This is a genomic window from Streptomyces sp. NBC_01808, assembly GCF_035917395.1.
In the GTDB taxonomy this organism is placed as follows: Bacteria; Actinomycetota; Actinomycetes; order Streptomycetales; family Streptomycetaceae; genus Streptomyces.
The window spans coordinates 2774727-2786977 of record NZ_CP109072.1 but is presented as its reverse complement, the minus strand read 5'-3'; the positions used below and the strand labels follow the sequence as shown (position 1 = coordinate 2786977).

At 73.3% G+C, this 12251-nt stretch carries 14 protein-coding genes, 2 tRNA genes and 1 riboswitch; of the genes, 4 read left to right on the top strand and 12 right to left on the bottom strand.

Annotated features, from left to right (window positions below; genetic code table 11):
* Positions 1-12: 12 nt before the first annotated feature.
* Positions 13-77, bottom strand: a riboswitch (guanidine-III (ykkC-III) riboswitch).
* Between the two features lie 60 nt (positions 78-137).
* Together OG946_RS11790 and OG946_RS11785 are read right to left on the bottom strand one after the other, a co-directional pair.
* A complete protein-coding gene (locus OG946_RS11790) occupies positions 138-440 on the bottom strand; it encodes a GroES family chaperonin (RefSeq protein ID WP_326800223.1) in 303 nt (100 codons plus the stop codon).
* A gap of 55 nt (positions 441-495) precedes the next feature.
* Positions 496-840, bottom strand: a complete 345-nt coding sequence (locus OG946_RS11785) for a DUF3618 domain-containing protein (protein ID WP_326796074.1) — start codon at positions 838-840, stop codon at positions 496-498.
* A gap of 102 nt (positions 841-942) precedes the next feature.
* On the opposite strand from OG946_RS11785, the gene bcp reads away from it, so the two are divergent.
* Positions 943-1422 (top strand): thioredoxin-dependent thiol peroxidase, encoded by a 480-nt coding sequence (bcp, locus tag OG946_RS11780; protein ID WP_326796073.1) that lies wholly within the window; start codon positions 943-945, stop codon positions 1420-1422.
* On the opposite strand, the gene OG946_RS11775 is transcribed toward bcp, so the two are convergent.
* From OG946_RS11775 to OG946_RS11760, 4 genes are all read right to left on the bottom strand, one after another.
* The gene (locus OG946_RS11775) at positions 1406-2086 is read right to left on the bottom strand and encodes a class F sortase (protein ID WP_326796072.1); all 681 of its coding nucleotides are present in this window, start codon (positions 2084-2086) and stop codon (positions 1406-1408) included. The two genes, bcp and OG946_RS11775, sit on opposite strands and share 17 nt — an antisense overlap.
* A gap of 132 nt (positions 2087-2218) precedes the next feature.
* Positions 2219-2818 (bottom strand): hypothetical protein, encoded by a 600-nt coding sequence (locus tag OG946_RS11770; protein ID WP_326796071.1) that lies wholly within the window; start codon positions 2816-2818, stop codon positions 2219-2221.
* A gap of 139 nt (positions 2819-2957) precedes the next feature.
* Positions 2958-3737: an HAD-IIA family hydrolase gene (locus tag OG946_RS11765; protein WP_326796070.1), complete on the bottom strand. Its 780-nt coding sequence runs from the start codon at positions 3735-3737 to the stop codon at positions 2958-2960.
* A 133-nt stretch (positions 3738-3870) separates the two neighbouring features.
* Positions 3871-5013 (bottom strand): hypothetical protein, encoded by a 1143-nt coding sequence (locus OG946_RS11760; protein ID WP_326796069.1) that lies wholly within the window; start codon positions 5011-5013, stop codon positions 3871-3873.
* 174 nt (positions 5014-5187) lie between these two features.
* Between OG946_RS11760 and OG946_RS11755 the strand changes: the two genes are divergently transcribed.
* Positions 5188-6285 carry a Gfo/Idh/MocA family oxidoreductase gene (locus OG946_RS11755; protein WP_326796068.1) on the top strand — a complete coding sequence of 366 codons (1098 nt, stop codon included), beginning with the start codon at positions 5188-5190 and terminating at the stop codon, positions 6283-6285.
* A 48-nt stretch (positions 6286-6333) separates the two neighbouring features.
* Positions 6334-6407, top strand: a tRNA-Lys gene (locus OG946_RS11750).
* A 73-nt stretch (positions 6408-6480) separates the two neighbouring features.
* On the opposite strand, the gene OG946_RS11745 is transcribed toward OG946_RS11750, so the two are convergent.
* A complete protein-coding gene (locus OG946_RS11745) occupies positions 6481-7692 on the bottom strand; it encodes a nucleoside/nucleotide kinase family protein (RefSeq protein ID WP_326796067.1) in 1212 nt (403 codons plus the stop codon).
* Between the two features lie 76 nt (positions 7693-7768).
* On the opposite strand from OG946_RS11745, the gene OG946_RS11740 reads away from it, so the two are divergent.
* Positions 7769-7853, top strand: a tRNA-Leu gene (locus OG946_RS11740).
* Between the two features lie 297 nt (positions 7854-8150).
* Here the strand turns inward: OG946_RS11740 and OG946_RS11735 are convergent.
* The 5 genes from OG946_RS11735 to ehuB form a co-directional block, all read right to left on the bottom strand.
* Positions 8151-8960 (bottom strand): IclR family transcriptional regulator, encoded by an 810-nt coding sequence (locus OG946_RS11735; protein WP_326796066.1) that lies wholly within the window; start codon positions 8958-8960, stop codon positions 8151-8153.
* Positions 8961-9130: 170 nt separating this feature from the next.
* Positions 9131-9901, bottom strand: coding sequence for an ectoine/hydroxyectoine ABC transporter ATP-binding protein EhuA (gene ehuA, locus OG946_RS11730; protein WP_442814606.1), 771 nt, complete (start codon positions 9899-9901; stop codon positions 9131-9133).
* Between the two features lie 22 nt (positions 9902-9923).
* Complete coding sequence (gene ehuD, locus OG946_RS11725) at positions 9924-10577, bottom strand: ectoine/hydroxyectoine ABC transporter permease subunit EhuD (RefSeq protein ID WP_326796064.1); 654 nt, start codon at positions 10575-10577, stop codon at positions 9924-9926.
* Positions 10574-11320, bottom strand: a complete 747-nt coding sequence (gene ehuC / locus OG946_RS11720; RefSeq protein ID WP_326796063.1) for an ectoine/hydroxyectoine ABC transporter permease subunit EhuC — start codon at positions 11318-11320, stop codon at positions 10574-10576. The genes ehuD and ehuC overlap by 4 nt, the downstream gene beginning before the upstream one ends.
* Positions 11320-12237 (bottom strand): ectoine/hydroxyectoine ABC transporter substrate-binding protein EhuB, encoded by a 918-nt coding sequence (gene ehuB, locus OG946_RS11715; protein WP_326796062.1) that lies wholly within the window; start codon positions 12235-12237, stop codon positions 11320-11322. The genes ehuC and ehuB overlap by 1 nt, the downstream gene beginning before the upstream one ends.
* Positions 12238-12251: the final 14 nt, after the last annotated feature.

Sequence of the window (12251 nt, the reverse complement as noted above, 5' to 3'; positions counted from 1 at the left end):
CGGACTGACGGGGGTGCGTCGTCTTTGCGTGACCCGGTACGGCGCGTCTCGTCGGGTTACTCCAACCGTAGCAAGCCGCGGGAGAAGAACGCCGGGGGCGCCGCTGCTGCCTCTGCCGGAGGCGGCGGAGGGGGCCGTTACAGATACAGGCCGGTCGAGTCCTCCGTGCCCTCCAGCCGTTCCGAGGCGACCGCGTGCAGGTCGCGCTCGCGCAGCAGCACGTAGCCCACGCCCTGCACCTCGACCTCGCCGCGGTCCTCCGGGTCGAACAGCACCCGGTCGCCCGGCTCGACCGTCCGCACGTTCTGCCCCGTGGCCACCACTTCGGCCCAGGTCAGCCGGCGGCCCACGGCCGCGGTCGCGGGGATGACGATGCCGCCGCTCGACCGGCGCTCGCCCTCCGCGGTGTCGGTGCGGACGAGCACCCGGTCGTGGAGCATCCGGATGGGCAGCTTGTCGTGGGGCGTATTCACGGACTCGACGGTACCCGCGCCGCTAGCGGCGGCGTCGCCTGCCCCGGGACTTCCCCGGCCGGCGCGAGCCCAGCGCCAGCAGCCCGGCCACCGCCACAAGGGTCACCGCGACCGGCACGATGCGCTCCATCCGGGGGCCGCCGTCGGGTGAGACGAGCACGCCGCGGGCGCTGTCGACGGCGCGGTTCGCGACCACGAACGCCTGCCCCGCGGTGCGGTCCACCGCACCCTTGGTCCGGGCCTTGGCCTCGTCCACCAGGTTCTTGGGGCTCACCCGCAGCGAGATCTCGTCGAGCGTCGCGGCGAGATCCTGCCGCCGGCGGGCGATGTCCGCCTCGATCTGCGCGGGAGTCCTGCCGTCCGACACCGCGGTGCCTCCGTCCTCGCCGTCCGTCTGCTTTTCGACAGTCTGTCAGCCGTTACGCTCGGGTGCGACATCCGCCCCGCACCGAGGAGTAGGGAAAGCACCATGAGCGAGCGACTGCAGCCCGGCGACACCGCCCCCGACTTCACCCTGCCCGACGCGGATGGCAAGGATGTGTCCCTCGCCGACCACCGCGGCCGCAAGGTCATCGTCTACTTCTACCCGGCCGCCCTCACCCCGGGCTGCACCAAGCAGGCGTGCGACTTCACCGACAACCTCGACGTGCTCGCCGCCGCCGGCTACGACGTCATCGGCGTCTCGCCCGACAAGCCGGCCAAGCTGGCGAAGTTCCGGGAGAAGGAGTCGCTGCGGGTGACGCTCGTGGGCGACCCCGACAAGGCGGTGCTGGAGGCGTACGGCGCCTTCGGCGAGAAGAAGCTCTACGGAAAGACGGTGACCGGCGTCATCCGCTCCACCGTCGTCGTGGACGAGGACGGCAAGGTCGAGCGGGCGCTGTACAACGTCAAGGCCACCGGTCATGTCGCAAAGCTCCTCAAGGATCTCGACGTCACTTCGCCCGCGTGAGATAGCCGGAGACCACCAGGTTGCCCGTGTAGCTCCTGGCCATCGACTCGTACGCGCCGCCGCAGGTGAGCAGGCGGATCTCGGCCCGGCCGCGCTTGTGCTGCCCGTAGACGCGCTGGGCGTCGAAGTCGTCCTTGCCGACGGTCTCCACCCGCTCCACCGTGAACACCGCGGTCCTGCCGTCCGCGCGCGACACCGCGACCTCCTCGCCGGGGCGCACGTCGCCGAGGCGGTAGAACACCGCCGGCTTGGCGCGGGTGTCCATGTGCCCGACGAAGACCGCGACGCCGGGCGCGCCGGGCCGCGCGCCGCCGCGGTACCAGCCGATCTCGTTCGCGTTGCCGAACGGCGGGGCCGCCACCGCGCCGTCCCCGTCGAGCCCGCGGCCGATCACCGGGCCCTCGACCCCCACCGACGGCACCGCGACGCCCGCGGGCACCGAGCCGGGCAACGGGCGGGCCGCCGGGGGTCCGTCGCGTAGCACCTGCGCGGCGGCGGCGCCGTCGGAGACCGCGCCGCCGCCGTCCTCTTCGCTCAGGTCGCGGCCCCAGAGCGCCAGGCCGAGCAGGAGCACGGCCCAGGCGGCGGCGGTGACGAGACCCGGGCGGCGGGCGGGCCTAGATGAATGAGTCCGATCCCCCGCCTGCGCCGCGACGCCTGGCACGCACGCTCGCTGCGTTGTCGGGATCGACCGAATAGGCCCACTATGCGGTCGACCCTCCGCCTTGCGATCGCACGCACCAGACGCCGCGGCGCCCGCCCTGCGGGCGAACGACGGGGGATCGGACTCATTCATCTAGCGGCCCTCGCGGGTGCCGGCGTCCGGGTCGCCGGACGCGGTGGTGCGCGTCCGGCGGCGTACGAAGCCGAGGGCCAGGACCGCCGCGCCGCCGCCGACGAGGGCGAGGGGCAGGGCGGGCACGGAGCCGTTCTCCTCCTGTGCCTGCGCCTGCGTCGTGTCCGTCTTCTTCGCCGTGCCGCCGCCGCCCGCGGTCACCGGCGACCAGGGCTGGTGGTGCCAGTTGTTCTTCCAGTGTTCTGGACGCTGGTGCCGCTGCTCCACCACCACCTGGCCGCGCGCCACCCGCTTGCCGCCGTCGCAGTCGACCCACACCGGATACGTACCGGGCTGGGCGGACCACTTGATCTTCCCGCGCCCGGTGAGCCCGCCGAAGTTCTCCGGCCGCAGGTTCACCGGCGCCTCGAACGCCTCCGAGTTCGCCGACGCGAAGTCGCCGCGGCAGGCGCCGGTGCTCACCTGGACCGGATCGCCGCGCTGCACGCGGTACGGGGTCACCGTCACCTCGCCCTGCGCGTACGCGTCGGTGGCACAGGAGACGGCGCCGCCGCTCAGCAGCAGAAGCACGGCGGCGAGGCAGACACGGACCGGGCGCATGGGACCTCCGGGAGTTCTCACTCCCAGGGTCGCGACGCGCGCGCCCCGCGCATCCGCACGGCGGCGGCGCTACGCCGATCCGGTCGCCGCCCACCCGAACGGCGGGTGCGGGCTTGCCCGCAGCGCGCCGCGCGCCGGGTCAGATCAGCGCGACCAGGTCGGCGATCGAGTCGACGATGTGCGAGGGCCGGTACGGGAAGCGCTCCACCTGGTCCGCCCGGGTGAGCCCGGTCAGCACCAGATACGTCTCCATCCCCGCCTCAAGACCGGCCAGCACGTCGGTGTCCATCCGGTCGCCGATCATCGCGGTCGACTCGGAGTGGGCGCCGATCTGGTTGAGCCCGGCGCGCATCATCAGCGGGTTCGGCTTGCCGACGAAGTACGGCTCCTTGCCGGTGGCCTTGGTGATGAGCGCGGCGACGGCGCCGGTCGCGGGCAGCGGGCCCTCGGCGGACGGGCCGGTCTGGTCCGGGTTGGTGGCGATGAAGCGGGCACCGTTCTCGATCAGCCGGATGGCCTTCGTCAGCGCCTCGAAGCTGTACGTGCGGGTCTCGCCGAGGACGACGTAGTCGGGGCGGTGGTCGCTGAGCACGTAGCCGTGGTCGTGCAGCGCGGTGGTCAGCCCGGCCTCGCCGATGACGTACGCGGTGCCGCCGGGGCGCTGGTCGTCGAGGAACTTGGCGGTGGCGAGGGCGGAGGTCCAGATGTTCTGCACGGGCACGTCGAGGCCGATGCGGGAGAGGCGGGCGTGCAGGTCGCCGGGGGTGTAGATGGAGTTGTTGGTGAGCACGAGGAAGGGCTTGCCGGAGTCGCGCAGCCGCTTGATGAAGGCGTCGGCGCCGGGGATCGGGATGCCTTCGTGCATGAGCACCCCGTCCATGTCCGTCAGCCAGGACTCGACCGGCATGCGCTCCGCCATCTGCTCTCTCCAACCGGTGCCTCGGGGACGGGGTCACCAGCCTAGACGCAGGAGCGGCGGGGCTGAGGGGGCGGAGGGAGAAGAGTGGGGGAGGGGACTGGCTCGTGGGGAGGGAGGGGTGAGGGGGCGGGGGTCACGGGTGGGGGGAGTCGGGTGGGTTTCGGGGGGTGCGGCGTCGGCGGTGGGTGGTGAGGAGGAGGGCGGTGCCGAGGAGGAGGGTGCCGGTTGCCGCGGCGGCCGCGGCGGTTGCCGCCCCGCCCGTAGCCGCGAGGCTCTCCGGCATGGGGGCGGCGCCGGGCAGCCGGGGCGGGGCCGGCGGTGCGTCGTTGGGCCACTGCGGTACGGGGGTGCCCTGCGGCGCCGGGGGTGCGGTCGGCGTACCCGGTGGGCCAAGTGTCGGTGGTACGTCCGGCGCTCCCGCTCTCGGCGGTGTGCCCGGCGCTCCCGGAGTTGCCGGAGCCCCCGGTGCTGCTGGGCTCCCCGGCGCTCCCGTCCCCGGCGCGCCCCGCGTGCCCGGCGCTTCCGGCGGGCCGCTCTCCGCCCGGGGCCCTCGTCGCTCCGGGCCCCCGCTCTCCCGCGCCCCTGGCTGTTCCGGGCGGCGTCGGGGGCGTTCCGGGGTCGCCCCCTCCCTCGGCTCCGCGGGGCGCTCCGTCGCCTCCTCCGGTTCCCCCGTCTCGCCGCAGCACCGCCGTCCCCGCTCGATGCCCGTCTCGTAGTCCTTCGACTGCCCCACCCACTCGCCGTCGTCCCCGCGCCGCTGCACCGTCGTCACGTTCACCGTCACCCGCCCCGGCGGGGCGCCCTCCGCGAAGCCGACCCGTAGCCGCACCTCCCGGCTCTCGCCCGCCCGCAGCACGAAGCCGCGGGAGCCGCCCGCGAACACCCCCGCGCTCTCGTCCGCGCCCGTCCGCTCGAAGGCCACCGACCGCCAGCGCCGCGCCTGCCCGTCGTGGAACTCCAGCCGGATGTCGGCAGGGCGCAGCCGCCCGCCGGTCTCGTGGCTGACCACGGCCACGGGATGCACGTCGCGGCAGGCCCCGGCCGAGGTGTTGTGCAGCCGCAGCGTCAGCTCACCCCGCGCGCCGCCGGCCCGGAGCGCGGCGCCGTCGCCGTGCAGCGCCGTCCGCACGGGGAAGCGCCCGGCCCCGGGATCGCCGCAGCGCGGCGCGAACGCCCGTCCCGGCGGCGGTTCCTGCACCGCCGCGGCAGGGGAGACGGGACAGAGGAAGAGGGCTGCGGTGGCGGCCGTGACGGCGAGGGCGGAGCGCGGTCCCATGCTCGCGACCGTGCCACGGTCCCCGTACCGGCGAGCGGCGAGGCGACTCCGAACGGCTCAACGCCCGCCCGCATGACGCCCGTCCGGGGCAACCGCCCCGGCCCGTACGGACAGCGCACGCCAACCCCCCGCCCGCCCCTGGCGCGCCGCGGGCCGTGTGGTTGAGTGACGGCCATGGATGGCACCCCTGGCACCCCCCTGCGCGTCGGTCTCTTCGGTTACGGACTCGCCGGGTCCGTCTTCCACGCCCCGCTCGTCGCGGCCACGGACGGGCTGGTCCTGGACACCGTCGTCACCGGCGACCCCGAGCGGCAGAAGCAGGTGCGCGCCGCGTACCCGGGCGCCACCACCGTCGCCACCGCCGACGACCTCCTCGCCCGCGCCGAGCGCCTCGACCTCGCCGTCGTCGCCTCCCCCAACCGCACCCACGTGCCGCTGGCCACCGCCGCGCTGGAGGCCGGTCTGCCCGTCGTCGTGGACAAGCCGCTGGCCGCCACCGCCGCCGAGGCCGACGAACTGGCCACCCTCGCCGACGCCCGCGGGCTGCTCCTCTCCGCCTTCCACAACCGCCGCTGGGACAACGACTTCCGCACTCTCGCCGCGCTCCTCGCCGACGGCTCCCTCGGCGACGTCCACCGCTTCGAGTCCCGCTTCGAGCGCTGGCGCCCCGCGCTGCGCGGCGGCTGGCGCGACTCCGCCGACCCGGCGGACGTCGGCGGGCTGCTGTACGACCTGGGCAGCCACCTCGTCGACCAGGCGCTGACCCTCTTCGGCCCGGTGACCTCCGTCTACGCCGAGTCCGACGCCCGCCGGGCCGGCTCGGTGGTGGACGACGACGACTTCCTCGCGCTGGTGCACGCCGGCGGCGTCCGTACGCACCTGTGGATGACCGCGATGGCCCCGCAGCTCGGGCCGCGCTTCCGGGTGCTGGGCAGCCGGGCCGGCTATGTGAAGTACGGGCTCGACCCGCAGGAGGCCGCGCTGCGCGACGGCCGCCGCCCGGGGGACGGGGACGGGACCTGGGGCGCGGAGCCGGAGTCCGCGTGGGGCCGCCTCGGCGCGGGGGAGTCCCCGCTCACCGGCGGCGGCGAACCGGTGCCCACCCTGCCCGGCGCCTACCCCGCGTACTACGCGGGCATCGTCGAGGCCCTGCGCACCGGCACGCCCCCGCCGGTCACCGGCGCGGAGGCCGCGGCGACGCTGCGGGTGCTGGAGGCGGCCCGCCGCTCGGCGGCGGAGGGCCGGGTCGTACGGCTCGCGGACGGTGCCTGAGCACCCCCGCGGAGCCGGTATGCTTGACGGCGTCGTGCATGACGACCTGCGCCGCTAGCTCAGTTGGTTAGAGCAGCTGACTCTTAATCAGCGGGTCCGGGGTTCGAGTCCCTGGCGGCGTACGCACCCCGAAGAGCCCGGGCCGGAAGGCCCGGGCTCTTCGCGTGTCCGTGTGCCCTCGGCCGGGGTACGCCCTCAGCCGAGGCGGTACGCACCGGCCGCGACGGCGTCGCGCACGGCGGCGGCGGTCGCCTCGGGCGGCTGGCCGCCGGTGTCCAGCGCGTGGGTCTCGTACGGGCCGAGGTCGGCGAACTCCCGGTGCATCGCCCGTACCGGCTCGGGGTCGGTCAGCGCATCGGGTCCTGTGCGGGCGGTGGCGCGGGCCAGGGTCGTCCGCTCGTCGGGGCGCAGGACGACGTAGTGCAGCGGGACGCCGGCGGCGCGGGCGGCGGCGCGGTAGGCGTCGACGAACCAGGGGCCGACGACGCCGTCGAGCACGACGCGGTAGCCGCCGGCGGCGTACCGGGCGGCGGCACCCGCGGCGACGGCGACGACCGTCTCGTTCTGGCGCCGGGCGGCGGGGAGGTAGGGGGCGATGCCGCCGCGGGCGATGAAGGCCCAGAAGTCGTCGGAGTGGAGGTGGACGCTGGGTCCGGCCTCCCGGGCGAGGAGCCGGGCGACGGTGGTCTTGCCGGCCCCGGGCGGCCCGCTGACGACGAGGAGGTCGCCGAGCGGGTGGCCGGAGTCGTGCGCGGTTCCGGCGGGGCCCTCGGCCGGGTCGTCCGTCACCACCACGCGGTCGCACCGCCCGCGGGATGCCTTCACCAGGTCGGCGTTGGGTGCGTCGTTCCCGTCGATCCAGGCGCGGGAGGCGGCCGCGGTCCGGCCGAAGCCCACGTGCCGCGCCATCAGCCGCGCGTCGCGTACCGCGTCGGGGGCGTCGACGTACCAGACCTCGGCCATCAGCTCCCGCGCCGCGCGCCAGCCGGGGAGGTCGCAGGCGAGGTAGTTGCCCTCGGTGACGATCAGCCGGGTGCCGGGCGGGACGTGGTGCCGGGCGGCGATGGGCTCGTCCAGGGCGCGGTCGAAGTCCGGCACGTACACCTCGGCGTCGGGCTCCTGGGCGAGCCGGCGCAGGAGGGCGGCGTAGCCGGCGGCGTCGAAGCTCGGCTCGGAGCCCTTGCGGTCGCGCAGGCCGAGGCGGTCGAGCTGGGCGTTGGAGAGGTGGAAGCCGTCGAGCGGCACGTACGCGGCGGCGTCGGCCCCGTGCCGTGCGCGCAGCGCGGCGACGAGTGCGCGGGCCAGCGTCGACTTCCCGGCCCCGGGCGCGCCCGCGAGCCCCAGCACGGCCCTTCGCCCCCCGCGGAGGAGAGCCCACGCATCGTCGGCCAGCAGTTCGCTACGCATTGCCGCACCCTACGACGCCGGGCCCAACCCGCCGTATCCGGGCCGCGATCGGGGGGCGGGTAACATTCCGGGCGGAGCGGCGGTGGCGCAATGGCTGACGCAGCAGACTTAGGATCTGTGGCCCCTGACAGGGCTTGAGGGTTCGAATCCCTCCCGCCGCACATAACCGCTGCGCGGGGCACGGCGGGGTGGACGGTGCGGTGCCGCGCGGCGACGCCGGGCCCGCTGCGCGGGTGCTGAGGCGGCGCCTGCGGCGCAGTGAGCGCACGGACGAAGGCGGGGCCGACCACGCCGGTCGCGTCGGCGAAGCAGGGTGGTCCGCGCGCCGTACGGCCCTCGGCCCGTTGCGCGGAGGCGCTCGGCACCCGGGCGCCGGTCCGCGGGCTCGGATCCGGCCAGTCGCCCGGTCCGCTCGCCGGCTGCCCCGTCCCCGGCTGCCCGCGGCTGCGTAGCCGGCCCTACAGTGACAGGGCCAGCAGCAGGTTTGCCGCCTCTCTGTTCAGTCTTTCCGCTGCCGCGCGCAGGCGGTGGGTCTGGTTCACCGGGAGGGACAGGGCCACGCAGCCTATGTCCAGGCCCGCCGTGAGGGGGACCGCCGCGCAGACCGTGCCGACCGCGTACTCCTGGAGGTCCAGGGTCGGGACCGTGGCCACCTGGCGGTCCAGGGCGGCCAGGACCGCCGCCTCGCTCGTGATCGTGCGGGACGTCAGACGCGCCGCGCGGTGGCGCGACAGGTGGTCGCGGCGGGCGTCGTGGTCCAGTTGGGTCAGGAGGCACTTGCCGATCGCCGTCGCGTGCGCCGCCGAGCGGAAGTCCACCCACTCGTTGACCCGCGGCGTCCCCGGCGCGTCCGCGACCTGCGTGACGCGGACCTCCCCGTCCTCGTACCGGCCGAGGTATATCGCCGCCCGCGTCGCCTTCCGCAGCTCGTTCATCTCCCGCCGCAGCTTGTCGTGCACCGCCCGCGTCCGGCTCCCGCCCGCGCCGAGCAGTGCCACGGCCTCGCCGATGGTGTACGAGCCGTCCTCCAGCCGCTCCAGGTACCGCTGCCTGCGCAGCGTCAGCAGCAGGTGCGCCAGGGGCCCCGGCGGCAGGCCGGTCTCGCGGGCGAGCCGGGCGACGGGCACCCCCTCGCCGCCGTGCCGGGCCGCGGACTCCAGCATGCGGAGGGCGTGCCCTACGGAGGGGAAGGGTGCCGCGGGTTCGTCCCTCGGCTCGGGTCGCCGGCCCGGGGGCTGGTCCCCGGGAGGCGGGTGCAGGACCGGCACGTGGTCTCCCTGAAGTGTCTCCTCAGGTGTTCCCCGCTTTCCCTGCCGTCAGGCCCCGGAGACCCCCTCCTCCCCGTAGTTGTCCGTAACTCACTGTTCCCTCCCCCGAAGCACGCCGGCGGGCGTCCTCCGTGACCGGAGGGCGCCCGCCGGATGGCGTCCGCCGCGTCTCAGAGGATCGCGTTCAGGAACTGCTGCGTACGCTCGTTCTCCGGATCGCTGAAGATCTTCTCCGGCGGCCCGGACTCGATGATCTTTCCTTCGTCGAACATCAGCACGTCGTCGGAGATGTCCCGGGCGAAGTTCATCTCGTGGGTGACGCACAGCATCGTGATGTCCGTCGTCCGCGCGATGTCCCGCAGCAGGTCGAGCACGCCCGCCACCAGCTCCGGGTCCAGCGCCGAGGTGACCTCGTCCAGCAGCAGCACCTGCGGCCGCATCGCCAGCGCGCGGGCGATCGCCACGCGCTGCTGCTGGCCGCCGGAGAGCTGGGTGGGGTACTTGTCGATGTGCTCGGTGAGGCCCACCAGCTCCAGCAACTCCCGCGCCCGGGACTCGGCCTCGTCCTTCGCCATCCCCAGCACGTGCACCGGGGCCTCGGTGATGTTGCGCATCACCTTCATGTTCGGGAAGAGGTTGAACTGCTGGAACACCATGCCGATGTGCTTGCGCACCTCGCGGACGTGGTTCTCGCCCGCCGGCTCCAGCTTGCCGTTGCGCTCCTCGTGGAAGAGGTAGTCGCCGTTGACCTTGATGGTGCCGCTGTCCGGCTCCACCAGGGTCATCAGCAGCCGCAGGATCGTGGTCTTGCCGGAACCCGAGGGCCCGATGAGCGTCACGTGCTTGCCCGACGAGACGTCGAAGCACAGGTCGTCCAGGACGACGTTGTCGCCGAACCGCTTGGTCACGTTGTGGAAGCGGATCAGCTCGCTGCCGTCCACGGGCGGGTTCTCGGTGGTGGAGTCAGGTGTTGTTGACAAGGCGACGCTCCAGGACTCGGATCAGGAGGGAAGCGGGGTACGCGATCACGATGAACGCCACGCCCACGATGGTGATGGCCTCGGTGGTGAAGGTCTCGTTGCTGAACTGCCGGGCCTCGCCGAGCATGTCCAGTGCGCCGATGACGGCGATCATCGGCGAGTCCTTGAGCATCGCGACCACGTAGTTGCCCAGCGCGGGCACCACCCGGCGGATGGCCTGCGGCAGGATCACGGACGACCACGTCCGGCCGCGCGACAGGCTGAGCGCCTTCGCCGCCTCCCACTGGCCGACCGGCACGCCGTCGATGCCCGCGCGGTACACCTCGGCGGTGTACGTCGAGTAGTGCAGGCCCAGGCCGACGATGCCGGTGGTGAGCGGGGACATGGACGGGCCCCATTGGGGCACCACGTAGAACAGGAAGAACAACTGCACCAGCAGCGGCGTGTTCCGGATGAACTCGGTGATCGCGGTCACCGGCCAGCGGACCCACCGCTGCGGCGCGCGCTGCGCCATGGCCCAGACCAGGCCGAGCGCGAAGGCGATCAGCGTGCCGAGCGCCAGGGCCTGGAGCGTGACGAGCACGCCGTCCCAGAACCGTGGCATGAAGTCGTCGACGACCTCCCAGTCGAACGTCATCCCAGACCTCCAGCGCCTTGAGTGCTCGCCTGCATGGACTCACCGCTGGGGCTGAGCTTGCGGGAGAGCAAGCCGTTCCTCTTCTCCGGAGCCCGGCCCACCCCCGCTTTGGCCCGGCGCTCCAGCATCCGCATGAGGCGGGTGAGGATGAACGCGAGAATGAAGTACAGAACCAGGAGCAGCGTGTAGATCGGCGCGCTCTCGTTCTTCGCCAGCCGCAGCAGGTTCCCGGCGAACGTCATGTCGGCGACGGCGATGACCGACACCAGCGATGTGCCCTTCAACAGCTCGATCAGCAGGTTGTTGAACGGCGGGATCATCTCGGGCCACGCCTGCGGCAGTTCTATGCGCCGCAGCCGCTGCCAGCGGGTGAAGCTGAGCGCGATGCCCGCCTCCCGCTGCGCCGCGGGCACCGCCGCCAGCGCGCCGCGGACGATCTCGGAGCCGTACGCGCCGTAGGTCAGGCCGAGCGCCAGGGTGCCGGACCACAGCGGCACGAACTGCCAGCCGAGCATCAGCGGCACCGCGAAGGCCATCCAGAACATGAAGATCAGCGCGGACATGCCGCGGAAGATCTCGAAGTACGCGCCGGCCAGGAACCGCACGATCCAGAACCGCGAGGTCCGCAGCGTACCTATGACGAACGCCACGACTGCGGACAGCACCGCGCTGTAGACCAGCACCTGGATCGTGATCCAGATGCCCGGGAGGAACCATTCCGTGAAGAAATCCCAGCTCATCATCAGGGACAGAGCTCCTTCACCGTCATGTCCGTCATCTCCCGTTCGGTGAAGCCGAAGGGCTTGACGATGCGCAGCAGCTCGCCGCTGTCCTTGAGCTTGTGCAACTCCTTGTTGAAGGCGTCGCGGAGGTTCTTCTCCGAGAGCCGGAACGCGAAGCCGCCGGCGCCGTAGGCGGGTTCACCGTCGACGATCGGCTGGAACGGCTTCGTCCCCTCGGCCCGCCTGGAGCCTTTGACCGCGTTGGTCACGGTGACGCTGGTGCCGGCGAAGGCGTCCACGCGGCCCTGCTCGACGGCCTCCAGGCCGGCCACCTGGTCCGGCAGGACCAGGACCTCCTTGACGCCGTTGGCCTTCGCGTAGTCGATCTCGGCGTACGCGGTGCCGCTGGCCAGCTTCAGGCCCTTCTCGGCGATGTCCTTGTAATCCTCGATGCCGTGCGGGTTGCCCTTCTTCACGATGAAGGCGTCCAGCATCAGATAATCGGGGTCCGCAAAGAGCACCTGCGCACACCTGTCCGGGTTGATGTACATTCCCGCGGACACCACGTCGAACAGCGCCACCTTGAGCCCGGGGATCAGCGCCCCGAACTCCACCGGCACCGGTTCGATCTTCGGGATCCCCAACCGCTTGAAGACCACCTCGGCGATGGCCGGTGCCTCCCCGACGGCGTCGCCGTCCTCGTTGATGTAGCCGAAGGGCACCTCGCCGGCGATGCCGACCTTGACGACGCCGCGGTCCCGCAGCTCTTCGAGCAGGTCACCCCCTTCGACGGTGCCGTCCGCCTCGGCCGTCCGGCTGCAACCGGCGGCCCCGCCGATCGCGCCGGCAGCGCCGACTGCGGCGGCTGATGCGAGCAGCGAGCGGCGCCTCAGCCCGCCCGGCCCGCTTCTCGTCTCGTTCTCACCACGTAGAACCATGGGCGCGCGGCTAC